The organism is Leptotrichia sp. HMT-225, from assembly GCF_030644325.1.
Lineage (GTDB): Bacteria > Fusobacteriota > Fusobacteriia > Fusobacteriales > Leptotrichiaceae > Leptotrichia > Leptotrichia massiliensis.
Window position 1 is genome coordinate 1,159,199 of sequence record NZ_CP130323.1, and the last position, 19,911, is coordinate 1,179,109.

Sequence of the window (19,911 nt, forward strand, 5' to 3'; positions counted from 1 at the left end):
TAAAAAACATAAAAGGTATAATATCAGTAAATAAAAAAGAAAGGGAGAGATAGAAATGAAAAAAATAGAAAGAATTACATTAATTGTACTAGACAGTGTCGGAGCAGGAGAATTGCCTGATGCAAATTTATTTGATGACTGTGGGTCAAATACCTTAGGAAATATGGCTAAAGCTTATGGGGGAATGAGCTTACCTAATATGGGTAAATTAGGACTTGGGAATATTACTGAGATTGAAGGGACTCCAGCTGTAGAAAATGCTGAAGGGGCCTATGGAAGAGCGATTGAGGTGTCACATGGGAAAGATTCTACGACTGGGCATTGGGAAATTGCTGGTGTGCCGCTAGAAAGACCATTTCCAAATTACCAAAATGGATTTTCAGATGAGGTTATAAAGGAATTTGAAGAGAAAACAGGAAGAAAAGCTATGTTGAATAAGCCAATTTCAGGGACTGTAGCGATTGACCAATATGGAGAAGAACAAATTAAAACTGGAAATTGGATAGTTTACGGTTCAGCGGACCCTGTGTTTCAGATTGCTGCGAATGAAGAAATTATACCATTGGAAGAACTTTACAAAGCGTGTGAAATTGCACTTGAAATTTGTAATGAAAAATCGCCTGTGGCAAGGGTAATTGCAAGGCCTTATGTTGGTAAAAAAGTTGGAGAATTTAAAAGAACTGCGAATAGACACGACTTCTCGATTGATCCTCCAAAAGAAAGCATGCTTGAAAGATTGGAAAAAGCGGGACTTGATGTAGTAGGAATTGGTAAGACAAGCGATTTGTTCAATGGAAAAGGAATTACCGATAACAGAAAAGCTAATCAGGATAATCTAGATGGAATTAAGAAAACGATAGCTGTATTGAAGGAAGATACAAAAGGATTGATTTTCACTAACTTAGTTGATTTTGATGCTGTTTACGGACATAGAAGAAATGTAGAAGGATATGTAAAGGCTCTAATCGAATTTGATAACTGGCTTCCTGAAATTGAAAAGAACTTGAAAGATGATGAAATTCTGATTATCACAGCCGATCATGGAAACGATCCTACATACAAAGGAACAGATCATACGAGAGAATATATACCTATAATGATTTGTGGTAAAAATGTTAAGAAGAATGTAAATATTGGAACAAGAAAAACTTTTGCGGATATTGCGGCAACTGTTGAGGAAATTTTATTGGGAACTGAAAAAGAAGGAAGTTTTGCAAAAGAAATTTTGGAAGACTAAAAAATAGATAAATACGGGTTAATTGAGGTTGAAAATTAGATGAAACGAGAAAATAATGTTAAAAACATCATTTGGAAATATACGAATATTTTTAGATAAAAAAGAAGTTGAGTTTAATTTTTCTAAAATTCAAAATTCTAAATCTTTTTTGAAAACTGAAACATATTTATTGAAGTATGAATTTAAAAAGGAAAAGTAGATAAAATAAAGAAACATTTTTTAAAATGTGTTTTAGAAACAGATTTTGGATGTGAAAGTTACGTTGAGAGTGGAGAGAGATTGGAAGCGATTTCTTTTGAAATTAAAAATGGTAAATTGACAATAGGGACAACTTCTGGATTGTCTATGGCAGAATCTGATGGGAATAATAATGATTTTGATATTGAGTATTTGGAAAATGGAATTGAAATTGTAATTTTTGAAAAAACAAGGAATCAAATTTTTAGTTTTGGAGTTTCTTTTCTAGAAAATGTAAATGTAGAAAATGAAGTTCAAACATGGCTTGCAGTTGATTATGCGATAAATTTAAAAGAAAGGGTAAATAAATGCCAAAATTAATAATAAACAACCTAAATATAAAAGAAAAAAATGCTGATAAAAATGGAACAACTGGTTACAGAGTAAAAATAGATGGTGGAAATCCAATAGAATTTAGAAAAAAATATTTGGAGATTCAAGTTTCAAAAGGAGAGCATGAAGTTACAATATTTAGGACTGGACTTAAAAAGGTTGTGAAGAAAATTAAGGTAGCGGGGAAAGATGCGAAGGTTTCTGTAAGAATAGATGTTAGTTTGCCGATAATGATGGTAATACTTCAATTAATAATAAATAATTTTATTTTACAAAAACCATCTATTTTGAGAACAATTATTAGTGTTATCTTTTTAATTTTATTCGTGTATTTGATGTTTATGAGAGAAGTAATAAAAGTCGATGTTGAGGAGTAGAGTTTTGATGGAGGGTGATGATTGATGAAATATGGAAAAAAATCGGAGAAAAAAGCGGAAGAGGAAAGATGGCTAAATTGGGCGATTGAGTTACAAAGTCTGGCTCAGGCGGGACTTGCGTATGGAAAGGATAAGTTTGATATCGAGCGATTTGAGAGAATTAGAGAGATTTCAGCAGAGATGGTAGCTCACAAGACTGATATTTCGATAGAAAAAGTAAAAAATCTGTTTTGCAATGAAGTTGGATATCAGACACCTAAAATTGATACGAGAGCTGCAATTTTTGAAAATAATAAGATTTTACTAATTCAGGAGAGTAATGGAAAATGGGCATTGCCAGGCGGATGGGCAGATGTTCATCTTTCAGTTAAGGAAAATGTGCTAAAGGAAGTTAAGGAGGAAGCTGGAATTGAAGCAAGTGCAGAAATGATTGTAGCTTTACTGGATGTAACAAAAAATCAAGGAAAAGCAATTCCTTATGGCATAACAAAAATTTTTGTGTTGTGTGAATATGTTAGCGGAAAATTTGAGAAAAATATAGAAACAATTGACAGCCGATATTTTGGAATTGATGAATTGCCAGAGCTTGCAACTAATAAAACTACCGCTGAGCAGATACGAATGTGCTTTGATGCAAATGAAAATAGAGATAATTGGAAAGTGATTTTTGATTAAGTTGTAAACAATAGATATTAAATTGTAGGAGGGGAAAATGGATAAAAAATACATTTTAGAAAAGTTGTCAAAAATAGACAAGAATAAATACAGTATATCTGAATTAGGCTTATTTGGAAGTTATGCTAAAAATGTAGAAAATGAAAATAGCGATATAGATGTATTGGTAAAAATGGAATTTAAAAAAGGAATGTATCAAAATTTTTGTAATTTACAAAAAGAATTGGAAGAAATATTTCATAAAAAAGTAGATTTGATAGAAAAAAGTGTATTTGATTATAAATTTAAAACAAAAAATGTTAGAGAATATAAAGAAAAAATAAGAGAAGAGATTCTAGAAAGTGTAATATATGTATAAGAAAAATAGAAATATTATTCAATTTGCTTATGATATAGAAGAATGTATAAATGAAGTAATAGAAGAAGTAAATGGGATAGAATATGTTGAATTTGCTGCTGATAAAAAATTGATTGGTTATGTTGAACGGCAACTTGAAAAAATAGGAGAAGCGATAACTCAAATACAAAAGTTAGATAAAAATATTTTGTTACAAAGTTATAATGAAATTAGCTATTGGGAAAATATAAAGGGAATGAGAAATAGATTGATTCATGAGTATTGGGGAACAAGTATTGAAATGGTTTATGAAGTTTCTTTATATGAATTGGAAGAGTTATTAGAATATATAAAACAAGTAAGAAACAATGTAATTAATACTAACTAAAAAACATAAAAAAGACTAATTCTAAAACGTAATAAGTTCTAAAATAGTCTTTTTTTATATATCACACTTTTTTACTTTTAAAATATTTTTTAAAAATTATAATTAACGAGAACCTTTTTTATTATAATCTTTTTGTTTTTCTTTATATTTTCTAACTTGTCTTTCCAGTCTGTCAGATAAGTCGTCAATCGCTGCGTATAAGTCTTTATTTTCAGCTTCTATTTTTATTTTTGTACCACTTGCATAAACTAATCCATCAGCTTTGTGAACAGGACCTTCAGACTTGGTATCTTCGACTGTTAGAACAACATCGATTTCTGTGATAGCATCTGAATACTTAGAAATTTTGCTTACTTTTTCTTCAGTATAATTTTTAATTGCATCTGTAATTTTAAGTTGTTTTCCGCTAATAATGATTTTCATAAATCATCACATCCTTTCATCTATGTCAATAATATTGTACCTTGAAAATCCTAAATGTCAATAGCCGAAATAAAAAAATTAAAAATTCTTTATAATAAATGATTAAAAAAACATCTGTTATTTATTAAATTCTGTGAGATAAACTGGCATATAATAAGATTTATAAAGTAATTACAATGTTATGTAACTTCAAATCTTTTAATCTATATTTTAATATAAAAAAAGATTAAAGTATATAATATAAAAATTTAAATTAGTGTTTATTGAATTTGAAATTATTCAATAAATTGTATATAATAATGTTGTAAATTATTGATTTATAAAATGGAAATATAAGGTGAAAAAATGATAAAGTTTTTTAAGCAGGATACAATTTCGCTTGCGAAAAATTTACTTGGGAAATTGATACTTGTGAAAAAGGATGATGAAATATTAGGGGGATATATTGTGGAAACAGAGGCTTATTTGGGATCAGTTGATAGGGCTTGTCACGGATTTGAAGGCAAAAGAACTCCAAAGGTTGAGGCTTTATTCGGAAAAGCTGGCACAGTTTATATTTATACAATGCATACGCATAAAATGCTTAATATTGTCAGCTGTGAAGAAGGAAATCCGCAGGCAGTACTGATTAGGGGAATTGAGCCAGTGATTAATGTTGAAAGAATGGTTGAAAATAGAGGAAAATCTGGGATTCTAGTTAGCAATGGTCCGGGAAAATTGACAAAGGCTATGGGAATTAGTGACAAATTTAATAAGAGTAATATTTTTGAAATTACTAAAAATTTTCATAAAATAACGCAAGAATTGATTTATAATAGTGAAAATATGAAGGAAAATCTACTTTATGTTGATTTTGAAAATAGTAAAATTCCAAAGAAAATTGAAATTTCGGCAAGAATAGGAATTCCAAATAAAGGAGTTTGGACAGAAAAGCAATTACGATATTTTGTGGCAGGGAATAAATATGTTTCAAGAATGAAAAAATCTGAATTTAATGATAATTGCTGGAAATAATTTTTTAGGTATTGAAAAAATAGTAAAATTTTGTTATACTTTTACTAGGTAGGAAATTTTACAAATATGAAATTTTTTAGTAGATTATTTTTGTTATTAGGATGTAAAGTTAAATTTATTGTGGAGGAAAGATGAAAAAAATTTTTTTTGTCACGAGAGCAATGAGGATATTTTTCACAAGACAAATTGTAAAATTGTCTGCTTTGTTATGTATAAAATGTAAAAAAAATAAATATATAAATTTATGTCAGAAATCTAGGTGAATTTTGTTTACTTAGATTTTTTTTGTTTTTTTATATTGCTTTGATTAATAACAGTTATTTTATTTATTATTTTTAACAATCTTTTTTAGACATAGATAATATCATACGCCATATCTCTGCACTCCTGCTTTACACAAAACTTTCTTATATAAAGAAAAAGAAAACTCGCTTTTGAGAATAAATTATTTTAATATCAAAAAATAGATTTTTTTAAAATTTTGGAAAAGCTCAAACAATTCTTTTTCTTCTAACGAAATGTTGCTTGGTATTTATTTTAGTCAAATAAACTATTATGATTAAATGTCAAAAAATACTTAGACAGGTCTAATTTTTAAAGGAGATGGCAACTGTTTAGGATTGTTTTATAAAAATAATTACTTAATAAAAAATAATATGGGTTTCAATTAATTAATATAAATAAAAAATATAGCAGAAAGAAGGAGAGAAAAAAATGAATTATAGAATCTTTGTGGAAAAAAAAGAAGATTTTAGAGTGGAAGCACAGAATTTGTTTATTGACTTGAAGGAGAACATCGGGATAGATGGGCTTGTTGATGTAAGAGTCTTGAATATTTATGATGTGTTTAACTTGGGTGAAAATGATTTGGAAAAATTGGAAAAAACTGTATTTTCAGAAATAAATGTTGACAATGTTTTTAGATCATTTGATGAAGTGTTTAAGGAAAAAGATTCAGAAAATGTGTATTTTTCAATGGAGTTTTTGCCGGGGCAATATGATCAGAGGGCGGATTCTGCAATTCAATGTATAAATTTATTGATTGACGAAGATAATAATATTAACGTAAAAAGCGGGAAATTGATAATTTTATACGGAAAAATTTCTCCTGATGAACTTGCGAGAATAAAAAAATATTATATAAATGAGGTTGAGGCGAGGGAAAAAGATTTAAACGTTCTAACTGAAAATGTTGAAACTGAAAATACGGATGATGTTATTGTTTATGAAGGATTTACTGAAAAACCAAAAGAGGAAATTGAAAGTCTTAAAAATGAATTGGAACTGGCGATGACTGTGAATGATTTGCTGTTTATTCAGGAATATTTTAAAAATGAGGAAAAAAGAAATCCTACGGAAACTGAAATTCGTGTTCTTGATACTTACTGGAGTGATCACTGCCGACACACAACTTTTGAAACAATTATTGATGATATAAAAATTGAAAATGAAACTTACAAAAATATTATAGAAAAGGCTATTAATGAGTACTTGGAAAGCAGGGAGTACGTTCATGCTGACAGAATTTCTAAAAAGCCTATGACTCTTATGGATCTTGCTACAATTTTTGGAAAAGAACAGAGAAAAAATGGGAACTTGCCAGATTTGGAAGTTTCGGATGAGATAAATGCGTGTTCGATCTATATTGATGTGCCAATTGAAAGAATTGATGAAAATGGGAAAAAGAATACAGTTACTGAAAAATGGATTTTGCAGTTTAAAAATGAAACTCATAACCATCCAACAGAAATTGAACCGTTTGGAGGAGCTTCTACTTGTATTGGTGGAGCAATCCGTGATCCGTTATCTGGAAGAACTTATGTTTATCAGGCTGTGAGAATTAGCGGTTCTGCTGATCCGACTGAAAAAATTGAGGATACAATGGCTGGAAAATTGCCGCAAAAGGTTATTACACAAGTAGCTGCACACGGATTTTCTTCTTACGGAAATCAGATTGGGCTTGCAACAACTCATGTGAATGAAATTTACGATGAAGGATATAAGGCTAAAAGGATGGAACTGGGACTTGTCGTGGGAGCGGCACCTGCTGAAAATATTATTCGTGAAAAGCCTGAAAATGGGGATATTGTAATTTTACTTGGTGGAAGAACTGGAAGAGACGGAATTGGAGGAGCGACTGGATCGTCTAAGGAGCATACAACAGAATCTTCAGAAAAATCAAGTGCTGAAGTACAAAAAGGAAATGCGATTGTTGAAAGAAAAATTCAAAGACTTTTCAGAAACAGAAATGTTACAAAATTAATTAAGAAATGTAATGACTTTGGAGCTGGAGGAGTTTCAGTCGCAATCGGAGAGCTTGCTGACGGGCTTGAAATTGACTTGAATAAGGTAAGAGTGAAATATATCGGATTAAATGGTACAGAACTTGCTATTTCAGAATCGCAGGAGAGAATGGCGGTTGTTATTGAAAAACAAAACTTGGATAAATTTATAGAATTTGCAAACGAGGAAAATCTGGAAGCGTATCAAGTGGCTGAAATTAACGATTCAAATAGGCTTGTTATGAAATACAATGGAAAAGCAATTGTTGATATTTCAAGAGATTTCCTAAATACAAACGGAGCAGCCTCAAATATCAATATTACAATTGAAAATACGCCAAAACTAAACTTGAACAGAGAAATTGAAGGAAATGACTTTAGAAGCAAATTTATAAATAACCTGAAAGACTTGAATGTCGCTTCACAAAGAGGGTTGGTTGAAACTTTTGACGCAACAATCGGGGCAACTACTGTATTAATGCCGTTTGGTGGGAAATATCAGTTGACACCTGCGGAAGTTTCAGTACAGAAAGTGTCTGTAATTAATGCAGAAACAGACGTTGCTTCAATGGTTGGGTATGGATATAATCCTTATGTTGCAAAACAAAGTACATTCCACGGTGGTGCTTACGCTGTAATTGAGTCAATGGCAAAAGTTGTAGCTGGTGGAGGAAACTACAAAAACATCAGATTTACATTCCAGGAATATTTTGAAAGACTGGGACAGGATTCTAAAAAATGGGGTAGACCATTATCAGCATTATTAGGAGCATTGCACATTCAAAAAGCTTTTGGATTGCCGTCAATTGGTGGAAAGGACTCAATGAGCGGAACATTTAATGAAATTTCTGTACCGCCAACATTGGTATCATTTGCAGTAAGCGTTATAGGTGCAGAAAATGTGATTTCTAGCGAATTTAAAAAGGCTGGAAACAATGTGTACTTAATTACAACGCCAAATGATGAAAATGATTTGCCAAAACTTGATGAATTAAAGGCAAATTTTGATTTTATAACTGAAAATATTAGAAATAAAAAAATTGTATCTGCAATGGCTGTGAAAAATGGTGGAATTGCAGAAAGTATTCCAAAAATGACCTTTGGAAATAAACTTGGTGTGGATGTTTCGGCACAACTTGATGAAAATGACTGGTTTAAAGTAAATTACGGAGCATTTATTGTGGAAACTGCTGAAAATATTGAGCATAAAAATGCGATGTTGCTCGGAAAAGTTACTGATGAAGCCAAAATTAGTATAAATGGAATAACTTTTGAATTAGATGAGTTAATTGAAAATTGGGAAAGCAAACTTGAAAAAATCTTCCCAACAAGAAAAGAAGTGGCAAAAGAGCATGAAATTGCACATTGTGAAGGCTTAAAATATGAAAAATTGAAAAAAATTGAACATGAAAATATAATTAGCAACATTTCAAACACTTATGCAAAACCTAGAGTATTTATCCCAGTATTTCCAGGAACAAATTCAGAATATGACTTGGAAAGAGCATTTAACCGTGAGGGAGGATTTGCTAAAATAGGAGTATTTAACAACTTGTCGCATAATAATATTTTAAATTCGATTGATAATTTTGTTAAAGAAATTAATAATTCACAGATTTTAATGCTCCCTGGAGGATTTAGTGCGGGAGACGAGCCAGATGGTTCTGCTAAATTTATGGTTGCCGTACTAAAAAATAAAAAAGTTAAAGAAGCAGTAGAAAACTTATTAAAACGTGATGGATTAATACTAGGAATTTGTAACGGTTTCCAAGCCTTAATAAAATCAGGATTACTTCCTTACGGAGAAATTCGTGAATTGAACGAAACTTCGCCAACATTGACTTTTAACACAATTGACAAGCATATGTCGAAAATCGTACAGACAAAAATTATTACAAACAACTCACCTTGGCTTTCAGATATGAAAGAAGGAGATATTCACTCGGTTGCAATTTCTCACGGTGAAGGAAGAGTAATTATTACAGAAGAACAATATAAAAAATTATTTGAAAATAATCAAATTGCAACAAAATACGTTGGTTTAGATGTAAACTCAACAATGGATTCCCAATTTAATCCAAATGGATCATATTATGCAATTGAAGGAATGCTCGCCCACAATGGAAGAATTTTTGGGAAAATGGGACATTCTGAAAGAAAAGGCAAGAATGTTTATAAAAATATTTATGGGAATAAAGAGCAGAATATCTTTAGAAATGGAATAAAATTTTTTAAATAGAAAAAAATTATGTTATGGAGATAGAATCTTGAATTAATATTGATTCTATCTTTGCATAGTAAAACTGTTTTAAAACAGAACTCAAAGGCTATGACTATTTACTCAAACCCTAAGTTTGTTTAATTTTTTATAGTTTAATTTTAAATGGGTTCGAGTATAACTTAAATAATTTTAATTTTTTGTAAAGGAAGTTTGGTGTGAAAAAAATAAATAAATTTCTGTTTTTAGCCATTTTGCTGTCGTTAGTTTTATCAAATTGCCAAAAGAAAGAAGAAAAGTCGACAAATACTCAAAATAAAAAAATTGAAAATGTGAGTAATCAGGATGTTCTACGTGAAATCTCACTTGATGAAATGCTGGATTTTGAACATATACCTAAGAATTGGAAGGAAGAATTCAGAGAAATTGCTGAAAACATGCCTAATTATGATAACAATGTGACTAAAATAATTTTGTATTTTTATGAAAAAGATTTTTTTTATGATTACAAAAAGATATTTTTAGATGATAATAATAATTTTGTAAAACCTGATGAAAAGCAAATAAATGACTTTTTGAAAATGGCATCAGAAAAAAATTTTTCAGATTTTGACAGTGTAATTCAAGTGCTGGAAAAGGAAAATAAAAATGATAAATTGTTTGGTAAATTAACAGGAAATTGGATTGAATCATTAAAAATTTGGAAGTCGAAAGCAGATAACTTGGAAAATTATTATCAATCAGGAGATTATAAAAAGGACAATTTTGCAAAGGGAAAAATTTTAAATTCTGAATATTTGGAAAGTATTAAACAACGTAAGGAAAAATATAAGGAATTAAACAAAATATTTATTTTTAAATTAAAATATTTACTAAAAAAAACGGCTGTTTTTTATACAGATCAGCAATATGGAAATAATACACCAATAGGTGATTTGTTTAAAGAAAGTTTATTGATTGATATATTTTACTATAAATTGTACGATTGGAATGAAATTTATAATGCAGAAGAAGCATTTGAAGTTCCAGTTGAAGAAAAAGACAGGGAAAAATATTTACAAGATTTGAAAAAAATTCAATCAGAAATAAAAAAATTATCAGATACGATGGAAAACAAGGAGTATGAATTTATAAACTCCAAAACAATAATAAACAAAGAAATCTATCTTTTGGCTAAAAAAGAAAATAAATCAAATTTAGAATTAATTAATCAAATAATGTCTGATATGGAAAATAAGAAATATACAGATATAAATCCAATTGGAATACTTCTTATGAAAAGAAATCAGGAAATAGAACAGGTTATAAGAAAACAACTTGCAAGAAGCAGATAGTGATTCAAATAAAAAGAAAGCTGATTTTTATATAGATAAGTAAAAATAAATAAAGAAGAAATGAAGGGAGAATTAAAAAATGAAAGTAGCAATATTTTTTGGAAGTCAGTCAGATACTGAGAAAATGAGAGGTGCTGCGAATTGCCTGAAGGAATTTGGGATTGGGTACGAGGCTTATGTCCTGTCGGCTCACAGAGTTCCTGAAAAATTAGAGGAAGTTCTTGCAGATGTTGAAAAGAGAGGGGCTGAAGTGATTATCGCTGGAGCAGGGCTTGCGGCGCATTTACCAGGAGTTATTGCTTCAAAGACAATTCTTCCTGTTGTAGGCGTACCTTTAAATGGAGCGATTGGAGGGCTGGATGCACTTTATTCAATTGTACAGATGCCAAAATCTATTCCTGTGGCAACAGTTGGAATTGATAATTCCTATAATGCGGGGATGCTGGCTGTACAGATTTTAGCAGTGAAATATCCTGAAATTAAGGAAAAACTGATTAATTTCAGAAAAGAAATGAAGGCTAAGTTTATTAAGGAAAATGAAGAAAAGGTGGAATTTTAAAAAGAGATACTTATGAACAATAAAATTTATGAACTTTATAAAAAAGAAATATTTTTGACTCAGGAAGAGTTAGATGAATTTAAAAAGAAATATATAAACGAAGAGAATAAGGTTTGCGGAAAAGATACTTTGAAAGGAAATTTAAGAGATAACATAAGTTACAGTAATTTTGAAAAAGATAAAAATTACTATTACTACTTCTTTAAAATGAGTGAAGGAAAATACACTGCTATCAAAGTTAATAAAAAATTTCCTGAAGAAATTGAAATAAATAGTGAAGATGATAAAATCCGTAGAGAAAATTTAAGAATAGTAGGAGAAGCTATAATATATTATTATAGTGAAATTGTAAAATATTTTCAAATAAAAATAGCTTCATTAGATTTTGAAAAACTGTATGGAGATTATTCTGAAGAAGGATTAAAGAAAATAGAAAAAATAATACAAGAGATAACATTATTTTATGCAAAAATGTATTACAGATATCCTATTCGTGAAGTAAGAAGTACTTCAACAGAACTGCATGAAGTTATGGAAGAATATAATATTGATGAACAGTTTGCTGAACTGGAGAAAATAATTTCCCTTATTAGAGATGTAACATCTTATCAGTTAGAAAGAAAACGGGAAAAAGAAAAAGAGAAAGAAGATAAAAGAAGTGAGAATTGGAATAAAATTTTTGCAGCTATAGGGACAGCTTTGGCAGTTATTGAAATAGTTCAAGGTTTTTTGATAAAATAAAAAATATAAATGGAGGAAATAAAAGATGGAAAAAAGAGAACAAATTTATGAAGGAAAAGCAAAATCAATTTTTTCAACAGATAAAGCGGATGAAATAATTATGTATTTTAAAGATGATGCAACAGCTTTTAATGGGGTTAAAAAGGATCAATTGGAAGATAAGGGGATTTTGAATAATAAAATTTCTACGTTGATTTATGAGTATTTGATAAAAAATGGTGTGAAAACTCACTGGATTGAAACTTTGAACGAAAGGGAGCAACTTTGTAAAAAAGTTGAAATTGTGCCTTTGGAAGTGATTATTAGAAATAGGGCGACTGGAAGTTTTGTGAAAAGATATGGAGCTGAAGAAGGGAAAATTTTTAAAAGACCTACATTTGAACTGTCGTATAAAAATGATGATTTAGGAGATCCACTATTGAACGATGATCACGCTTTGGCACTGGAATTGGTAACTGAAGAGGAATTGGCTGGGATTAAGGAGCAAACTTTTTTAATAAATGACTTGCTTTCAAAATTGTTTGATAAAATGAACTTGATTTTGGTGGATTATAAAATTGAGTTTGGAAGAGATAAGGATGGGAATATTTTGCTGGCAGATGAAATAAGTCCAGATTCGATGAGATTATGGGATAAGGACACGCTTAAAAAATTGGATAAGGATAGATTTAGACAGGATTTGGGAGATGTAATGGGGGCATATCGTGAAGTTTTACGTCGTTTAGAAAAAGCATTGGCAGAATAAATTTGAATGGAGGGAAAAATCGTGTTTAAAAGTTTGAATGAAGAATGTGGAGTTTTTGGAGTTTATGGACATCCTGATGCAGCAAGACTAACTTATTACGGGCTTCACAGTCTTCAGCATAGAGGGCAGGAAGCGGCAGGAATTGTGGTAAGTGATGGAAAACGTGTAAACGGACATCGTGGTCCTGGATTAGTGTCAGAAGTATTTAATGATGACAGGATATTTAACCGTCTGGAAGGGAATAGTGCCATAGGACATGTGCGGTATGCAACTTCTGGAAGTAGCAGCGGACGTAATATTCAGCCATTTCTATTTCAGTTTTTTGATGGAAGTATTGCATTGGCACACAATGGAAATTTAATCAATGCCAAAACATTAAAAAGGGAATTAGAAGAACACGGTGCGATTTTTCATTCTTCATCTGATACGGAAGTATTGGTTCACTTGATAAGAAGAAGCAAGGAAAAGGATTTTCTGAGCCAGTTAAAAGATGCATTGCGTCAAGTAAAAGGTGGATTTTCTTTCGTAATTCAAACTCAGACAGAATTGTATGGGGCAGTAGATCCATTTGAATTTCGTCCTTTAATTTTAGGAAAAGCAAAAAATGGGGCGTATATTTTAGCAAGTGAAACATGTGCATTGGAAATTGTTGGAGCAGAATTTATTAGAAATATAAGATCTGGAGAAGTAGTTATTATTAATGAAAACGGATACAGAATAGAAAAATATACTGAAAATACTTCAACTGCCATTGCGGCAATGGAATATGTGTATTTTGCACGTCCTGATTCAGATATTTCTGGAGTAAATGTTCATAAGTCACGTAAAAGATGTGGAAGAAGATTGGCGCAGGAAGCTCCAGTTGAACACGCAGATATTATAATTGGAGTTCCAAATTCATCATTGTCAGCAGCAAGTGGATATGCGGAAGAAATTGGAAAGCCTTATGAAATGGGCTTAATTAAAAATCAATATGTAGCACGTACTTTTATTCAGCCAACTCAGGAATTACGTGAGCAAGGTGTCAGAATGAAATTATCTGCTGTAAAAAGCGTTGTAAAAGATAAAGTTGTAGTTATGATAGATGACTCAATAGTCCGTGGGACAACTTCAAGCCGTATAGTCCAACTGTTAAAAGAAGCAGGAGCAAAAGAAGTGCATGTCCGTATTGCATCTCCAGAATTTAAATTTCCTATTTTTTATGGAATAGATGTTTCAAAATCATCTGAATTAATTTCGGCAAATAAAACTGTTGATGAAGTAAGAGAATATATAGGAGCAGATTCGCTTGCATTTCTTAGCATAGATGGGCTGATTGAGTCAATAGGGCTTGATTTTGATGCACCTTACACGGGGCTTTGCATGGAATGTTTTAATGGAGATTATCCAGCTGGATTGGGCGATTATGAAGAAGAATTTTATGCTTCATTGACACCAATTCAAAAAAAGGCTTTGAAAAAATTAGAAAAATAAAAAATTAAAGAATTTGTATAAAATTAGGAGGAAAAAATGTCAATTTCTTATAAAGATTCGGGAGTAGATAAAGAAGAAGGATATAAAAGTGTAGAAAAAATAAAAAATGGTGCAAAAAGTACGTATAATGCCAATGTTATGAATGATTTGGGAAGTTTTGGGGCGTTGTACAAACTTGGAGATTATAAAAAGCCTGTGCTGGTTTCTGGAACTGACGGAGTTGGGACAAAATTAAAAGTTGCATTTGAAACAGGGATTTACAACACAGTAGGAATAGACTGTGTGGCAATGTGCATAAATGATATTTTGTGTCACGGAGCAAAGCCATTATTTTTCCTAGATTACTTAGCTTGCGGGAAATTAGATTCAAATGTGTCGGCTGAAATTGTAAGTGGAGTTGTGGAAGGATGCCTGCAGTCAGAAGCTGCCTTAATTGGTGGAGAAACAGCTGAAATGCCAGGATTTTATACTCCAGGTGAATACGATATTGCAGGATTTGCAGTAGGTGCAGTAGAAGAGGATCAAATTGTCAATGGCTCAGATGTTAAGGAAAATGATGTTTTAATTGCAATTCCATCAAGTGGAGCACACAGTAACGGTTTTTCATTAATCAGAAAATTATTTACTGACTTTGCTGAAGTTTACAATGGAAAAACAATTGGAGAGCATTTATTGACACCAACAAAAATTTATGTAAAACCAGTTCAAGCGGTAATGAAGGAAGTAAAAATTAATGGAATGGCTCATATTACTGGTGGAGGGCTAATCGAAAATGTGCCAAGAACAATACCTGACGGACTTTGTGCAAATATACAAAAATCAAAAATTCAAATTCACGAGTTATTCAAGCACGATGCATTTTCAAGAGTAAGCGAAGAGGAAATGTGGGGAACATTTAATATGGGTGTAGGATTTGTATTGATTGTGGACGCAAAAGATAAAGAAAAAGTTATCGAAATTTTAGAAAAAAATGGTGAAAATGCTTATGAAATTGGACATATTGGAAAAGGTGATGAAAAAATATGTCTAAAATAATTGAAAATTCAAAAAATGATACAGGAAATAAAAAAACCAGGATAGCAGTATTTATATCAGGTTCAGGCTCCAATTTACAGTCAATAATCGACAATATCGAAAATGGCAACTTAAACTGTGAAATTTCCTACGTAATTGCCGATAGGGAATGTTTTGGACTGGAGAGAGCTGAAAAACATGGGATAAAAAGTATAATGCTCGATAAAAAATTATTTGGAAATAAATTATCGGACGAAATAAGTGCAATTTTAGAAAATGATATTGAAAAAACAGACTATGTTGTACTTGCAGGTTATCTATCAATTTTATCAGAAAATTTCATAAACAAATGGAATCGTAAAATTATAAATATTCATCCATCGCTTCTCCCAAAATACGGTGGAAAAGGAATGTATGGAATAAAAGTTCACGAAGCCGTAATCGCAAACAAGGAAAAAGAAAGCGGATGCACAATCCATTTTGTAGACAATGGAATAGACACAGGAGAAATTATAACAAATGTGAAAGTACCTGTTTATGAAGACGATACACCTGAAATTTTGCAAAAGAGAGTGCTAGAAAAAGAGCATATTCTGTTAATTGAAGGGATTAAGAAATTGCTGGGACAATAATTTTGAAAAGTAAAGGAATGAGTTAAATATGGATACAGATTATACTATTTTAGTGACATTAACATATATTATGATAATTATTGGAGGGGTAGCTGGAATAGGATTAATAGTAGCTTTTTTTAGAAACTTGGGAAAAATTGAAAGCAAAGATAAATTAGAAGAAGAAAAATTAGATGATTGATTTTTGAAATTGTGCAAAAAATTATAAGATTAACAGGATTTTTTCTAATAAATTTTATTCAGAAGAAGTTAAAAGAGAAAAATAAAAAATAAATATCTATAAGTGTGTTTAAAAATTTAAAGTTTATGTTGTTTTTAAAGTTTTTTGACTGTAAAAATATGATAAACTACAATAAAATCAATATTTATAATTTTCAAAAAATTATTAAAAATATATATAATAGTTTTGTATACACTTGAATTAATTTTAAAGATAGGAGAGAATATGGATATAGAAACAGTATTGATTATAATTGTAGTGGTTGTAGGAGTTGGATTGGGAATTTTTGTTGGCGGAAAATTTGGTAAAAAAGTTGGAAATAAAATGAAAGATAAAATTGAGGACAAATGGAGAAAATAAAATTTTTATAAAAATAAAAAAGTATATTTAATGGAAAATATTGGAGAGTGAAAATGGGATTTTTTGACAGATTTAAAAATAATAAAAAAAAACACAAAATGAAGAAGATATCTTTTTGGATTTTTTGAAAAATTATCCACCTGAAGAAAATCTTATAAAACCTTCTGAACATATTATAGACGCTGCAAGAAGTGCAAAAGTACCTGAAGAAATCATTGATTTTTGGACTTCTTATGGCTTTGGAAATTATGGAGATGGAATTATAAAAGTGATTGATCCTGAAGAATATATGTCTGGATTTTATACTTGGCTTGGAAAAGAGGATTATTCAAGAATACCGATTTTTATGACAGGATTTGGAGATATATTTTACTATAGGAATTTAGGTGACGAAGAATATGATATTTCACTTTTGGATATACATTATCGTGATATTTCTGTCTGTACTTACACTTTAGAAGATTTTTTAAAAAATTATATTGTTTCAGAAAATGTGAAAAAGGAAATATTAAAAAAAGAACTTTTTGAAGAAGCTAAAAAATCCAAAGGAATTTTGAAAAAGGAAGAAATATATTTCTTTGCTCCTGCATTAATTGCTGGTGGTGCAGAAGAATTAAAATATGTTGACAAAGGAGATGCTGTTATTCATCATGAAATTTTGTTTCAATGGGGAACATAAAATGATTATCAAATAAAAAAATAGAGAGTTTTTTGAATAATATTTTCAAACTTCTCTCTATTTTTATTCACTTTAATTTTTCAAATTAAAAAATTTTATAAATTATCTTGAGTAAATTTTTGTTAATTTAGCAATTCTTTCTGCCAATTCGTCTGTCAATACACCGTCTTTTAATCTCCATTGCCAGTTTCCGCTAGCAACTCCAGGGGTATTGATTCTAGCTTCGCTTCCTAATCCTAAGAAATCTTGAATTGGAGCGATTGCCATGTTTGCAACTGAACTCCACGCACCTCTTAGGGCATCCCAGTGGATTTCGTCGTCAGAGTGTGAATTTAGATAATTTCTTGCAACTTGTTTATCTTCTTCTTTTGCTTTTGTGAACCATCCGATTAGCGTATCGTTATCGTGAGTTCCTGTATAAACTACGCAGTTTTTTGTATAAGTATGAGGCAAATATTCATTTTCTTCGTTAGAATCAAATGCGAAACCTAAAATTTTCATTCCTGGGAATCCAGTTGCATCTCTTAAATCAATAACTCCTTGTGTCATTAATCCTAAATCTTCTGCAATAATTGGTAAATCTCCTAGTTCTTCTTTTATTTTGTTAAATAAATCAATTCCAGGTCCTTTTACCCATTGACCGTTTATTGCAGTATCGTCTCCATAAGGAACTGCCCAGTATGCTTCAAACCCTCTGAAGTGATCAATTCTTATGATGTCGCATGTAGAAAGGTTGGCTCTAACTCTGTCTACCCACCATTTGTAGTTTAACTCTTTTAATTTGTCCCAGTCGTATAGAGGATTTCCCCAAAGCTGTCCTGTGGCACTGAAATAATCAGGCGGAACACCAGCTACTTTAACAGGTTTTAGTTCAGGGTCGAATAGGAAAATTTCTGGATTTGCCCATGCGTCTGAGCTGTCTACTGCAACGAAAATTGGAATATCTCCGATTATTTTGATTCCATTGTCGTTAGCGTATTTTTTCAAGTTGTCCCATTGAGTAAAGAACAGGCATTGAATAAAGTTGTTGTATTCAATATCATCAGCTAATTCTTCTCTGTATTTACTAACTGCAGCTTCTTCTCTAACTTTAATGTCATGCGGCCATTCAGTCCAAGGAAGTCCATTGAAGTGATTTTTTAAAGAGATAAACAGGCTGTAATCATTTAGCCAAGCATTGTTTTCAGCTTTAAAAGCATCTAATTTTCCTCTTAAATAATCATTTCCATTAGCTTTAAAGTTATCATAAGCTTTTCTTAACAAAGGATATTTTTGATTATAAATAGCACCATAATCAATATATTCTTCATTTCCTCCAAAATCAACATCTCTCAAATCTTCCTCATTCAATAAATTTTGCTCGATTAACAAGTCAAAATCAATTAAATATGGGTTTCCAGCGAATGTTGAAAAACATTGATAAGGCGAATCCCCATATCCTGTTGGCCCAAGTGGGAAAATTTGCCATAATTTTTGATTTGCTTTTTTCAGGAAATCTACAAATTTGTATGCTTCTTTTCCTAAACTTCCAATTCCATATTTTCCAGGAAGTGAAGTAGGATGTAACAAAATTCCAGAACTTCTCTTAAACATTTCTATATCCTCCTTAAAATTTATTAATAAAATTAATTTGATTTCTCATACTAAATATACTATATTTTATCAGAATTGTCAACATATACGTAAATGTTCTAGAACAAAAATTTAAGAAATGTTTTTATATAATTTTTATCAAAGTTTGATTATTTTTCGGTTATACAGTTTTTTATTTCCTATTTTATTTGAATTTGTGAGAAAAATAGGGTAAAATATAACAATAAAAAAATATTAAAATCAAAGTAAGGGGGAACGCAGATGAAAAAAAACGTAGCAGCATTTTTTGATATAGATGGAACAATTTACAGGGATTCTTTACTAATTGAGCATTTTAAGATGCTTGTACAGTATGAATATATTGATATGATGACTTGGGAAGGGAAAGTTAAGGAAAAATTTTCCAAGTGGGAAAACAGAACTGGGGATTACGATGATTATCTAGATGAGCTTGTTCAGACTTATATGGATGCATTAAAGAATTTTAGCAAGGAAGATATGGATTTTATTGCTAAAAGAGTAATGAAACTAAAAGGGGACAAAGTTTACAGATATACACGTGAGAGGCTTAAATATCATAAGGAAAGAGATCATAAAGTTATAATTATTTCTGGAAGTCCAGACTTTCTTGTAAGCAAAATGGCTGAAAGATATGGAGTCAAAGATTACAGGGCTTCTATTTATGAAGTTAATGAAGATGGCATTTTTACAGGGAAAGTAACTCCAATGTGGGATGCCAAGAGTAAACAGAAGGCAATAGCAGATTTTTGTAAAATGTACGAAATAGATTTGACAAAATCGTATGCTTACGGAGATACAACAGGCGATCTGACAATGTTTAAAAACGTAGGGAACGCCATTGCCATAAATCCTGCTAAAAAATTATTGCAGAAAATAAAACGAGATAAGGAATTGAAAGAAAAAGTTATGATTGTTGTAGAAAGAAAAGATGTTATCTATAAATTAAAAGCGGATGTGGATATTATATAAATTGACATTAAACGAATACATTTTTCCACCAAAAATATAATTTGATAAAA

Annotated in this window: 22 protein-coding genes; 20 read left to right on the plus strand and 2 right to left on the minus strand. The window is 30.6% G+C overall.

Annotated elements, in window-relative coordinates:
- The first annotated feature begins 55 nt into the window (after nt 1-55).
- The 7 genes from QU666_RS05740 to QU666_RS05770 all read left to right on the plus strand — a co-directional run bounded on the left by QU666_RS05740 (nt 56) and on the right by QU666_RS05770 (nt 3,584).
- Nucleotides 56-1,237 carry a phosphopentomutase gene (locus QU666_RS05740; protein WP_021769046.1) on the plus strand — a complete coding sequence of 394 codons (1,182 nt, stop codon included), beginning with the start codon at nt 56-58 and terminating at the stop codon, nt 1,235-1,237.
- A gap of 55 nt (nt 1,238-1,292) precedes the next feature.
- A complete protein-coding gene (locus QU666_RS05745; protein ID WP_021769045.1) occupies nt 1,293-1,436 on the plus strand; it encodes a hypothetical protein in 144 nt (47 codons plus the stop codon).
- A gap of 80 nt (nt 1,437-1,516) precedes the next feature.
- Complete coding sequence (locus QU666_RS05750; RefSeq protein ID WP_021769044.1) at nt 1,517-1,795, plus strand: hypothetical protein; 279 nt, start codon at nt 1,517-1,519, stop codon at nt 1,793-1,795.
- On the plus strand, nt 1,783-2,184 hold the full coding sequence (locus tag QU666_RS05755; RefSeq protein WP_021769043.1) for a hypothetical protein: 402 nt from the start codon (nt 1,783-1,785) through the stop codon (nt 2,182-2,184). The genes QU666_RS05750 and QU666_RS05755 overlap by 13 nt, the downstream gene beginning before the upstream one ends.
- A gap of 24 nt (nt 2,185-2,208) precedes the next feature.
- On the plus strand, nt 2,209-2,859 hold the full coding sequence (locus QU666_RS05760; RefSeq protein WP_021769042.1) for an NUDIX hydrolase: 651 nt from the start codon (nt 2,209-2,211) through the stop codon (nt 2,857-2,859).
- A 37-nt stretch (nt 2,860-2,896) separates the two neighbouring features.
- Complete coding sequence (locus QU666_RS05765) at nt 2,897-3,217, plus strand: nucleotidyltransferase family protein (protein WP_021769041.1); 321 nt, start codon at nt 2,897-2,899, stop codon at nt 3,215-3,217.
- Nucleotides 3,210-3,584 (plus strand): DUF86 domain-containing protein, encoded by a 375-nt coding sequence (locus tag QU666_RS05770; protein ID WP_021769040.1) that lies wholly within the window; start codon nt 3,210-3,212, stop codon nt 3,582-3,584. The genes QU666_RS05765 and QU666_RS05770 overlap by 8 nt, the downstream gene beginning before the upstream one ends.
- A gap of 102 nt (nt 3,585-3,686) precedes the next feature.
- Here QU666_RS05770 and hpf read toward each other — a convergent pair whose 3' ends face one another.
- The gene (gene hpf / locus QU666_RS05775; RefSeq protein WP_006803647.1) at nt 3,687-4,007 is read right to left on the minus strand and encodes a ribosome hibernation-promoting factor, HPF/YfiA family; all 321 of its coding nucleotides are present in this window, start codon (nt 4,005-4,007) and stop codon (nt 3,687-3,689) included.
- A 345-nt stretch (nt 4,008-4,352) separates the two neighbouring features.
- On the opposite strand from hpf, the gene QU666_RS05780 reads away from it, so the two are divergent.
- The 12 genes from QU666_RS05780 to QU666_RS05835 all read left to right on the plus strand — a co-directional run bounded on the left by QU666_RS05780 (nt 4,353) and on the right by QU666_RS05835 (nt 17,278).
- A complete protein-coding gene (locus tag QU666_RS05780; RefSeq protein WP_021769039.1) occupies nt 4,353-5,021 on the plus strand; it encodes a DNA-3-methyladenine glycosylase in 669 nt (222 codons plus the stop codon).
- A 714-nt stretch (nt 5,022-5,735) separates the two neighbouring features.
- On the plus strand, nt 5,736-9,542 hold the full coding sequence (locus tag QU666_RS05785) for a phosphoribosylformylglycinamidine synthase (RefSeq protein ID WP_021769038.1): 3,807 nt from the start codon (nt 5,736-5,738) through the stop codon (nt 9,540-9,542).
- A gap of 197 nt (nt 9,543-9,739) precedes the next feature.
- Nucleotides 9,740-10,855 (plus strand): DUF3829 domain-containing protein, encoded by a 1,116-nt coding sequence (locus QU666_RS05790; protein WP_021769037.1) that lies wholly within the window; start codon nt 9,740-9,742, stop codon nt 10,853-10,855.
- Between the two features lie 79 nt (nt 10,856-10,934).
- Entirely contained in the window at nt 10,935-11,414 is a 480-nt protein-coding gene (gene purE / locus QU666_RS05795; protein WP_021769036.1) for a 5-(carboxyamino)imidazole ribonucleotide mutase, read from the plus strand.
- Nucleotides 11,415-11,426: 12 nt separating this feature from the next.
- Complete coding sequence (locus QU666_RS05800) at nt 11,427-12,155, plus strand: hypothetical protein (protein ID WP_021769035.1); 729 nt, start codon at nt 11,427-11,429, stop codon at nt 12,153-12,155.
- 25 nt (nt 12,156-12,180) lie between these two features.
- Nucleotides 12,181-12,900, plus strand: a complete 720-nt coding sequence (gene purC, locus QU666_RS05805; protein ID WP_021769034.1) for a phosphoribosylaminoimidazolesuccinocarboxamide synthase — start codon at nt 12,181-12,183, stop codon at nt 12,898-12,900.
- A gap of 21 nt (nt 12,901-12,921) precedes the next feature.
- Nucleotides 12,922-14,373: an amidophosphoribosyltransferase gene (purF, locus tag QU666_RS05810; protein WP_036070631.1), complete on the plus strand. Its 1,452-nt coding sequence runs from the start codon at nt 12,922-12,924 to the stop codon at nt 14,371-14,373.
- 36 nt (nt 14,374-14,409) lie between these two features.
- Nucleotides 14,410-15,408 (plus strand): phosphoribosylformylglycinamidine cyclo-ligase, encoded by a 999-nt coding sequence (gene purM / locus QU666_RS05815; protein WP_021769032.1) that lies wholly within the window; start codon nt 14,410-14,412, stop codon nt 15,406-15,408.
- Nucleotides 15,396-16,019, plus strand: a complete 624-nt coding sequence (gene purN, locus QU666_RS05820; protein ID WP_021769031.1) for a phosphoribosylglycinamide formyltransferase — start codon at nt 15,396-15,398, stop codon at nt 16,017-16,019. Before purM ends, purN begins: the two co-directional genes overlap by 13 nt.
- Before the next feature lie 28 nt (nt 16,020-16,047).
- Nucleotides 16,048-16,200, plus strand: coding sequence for a hypothetical protein (locus QU666_RS05825; protein WP_021769030.1), 153 nt, complete (start codon nt 16,048-16,050; stop codon nt 16,198-16,200).
- Nucleotides 16,201-16,464: 264 nt separating this feature from the next.
- Nucleotides 16,465-16,599 (plus strand): hypothetical protein, encoded by a 135-nt coding sequence (locus tag QU666_RS05830; protein WP_255349273.1) that lies wholly within the window; start codon nt 16,465-16,467, stop codon nt 16,597-16,599.
- A gap of 124 nt (nt 16,600-16,723) precedes the next feature.
- On the plus strand, nt 16,724-17,278 hold the full coding sequence (locus tag QU666_RS05835) for a T6SS immunity protein Tdi1 domain-containing protein (RefSeq protein ID WP_198012121.1): 555 nt from the start codon (nt 16,724-16,726) through the stop codon (nt 17,276-17,278).
- A gap of 102 nt (nt 17,279-17,380) precedes the next feature.
- Here the strand turns inward: QU666_RS05835 and malQ are convergent, their stop codons facing one another.
- Nucleotides 17,381-18,871: a 4-alpha-glucanotransferase gene (gene malQ / locus QU666_RS05840; protein WP_021769027.1), complete on the minus strand. Its 1,491-nt coding sequence runs from the start codon at nt 18,869-18,871 to the stop codon at nt 17,381-17,383.
- A 261-nt stretch (nt 18,872-19,132) separates the two neighbouring features.
- Here malQ and QU666_RS05845 point away from each other — a divergent pair, with 261 nt between their 5' ends.
- Nucleotides 19,133-19,861 carry an HAD family phosphatase gene (locus QU666_RS05845; protein ID WP_021769026.1) on the plus strand — a complete coding sequence of 243 codons (729 nt, stop codon included), beginning with the start codon at nt 19,133-19,135 and terminating at the stop codon, nt 19,859-19,861.
- Nucleotides 19,862-19,911: the final 50 nt, after the last annotated feature.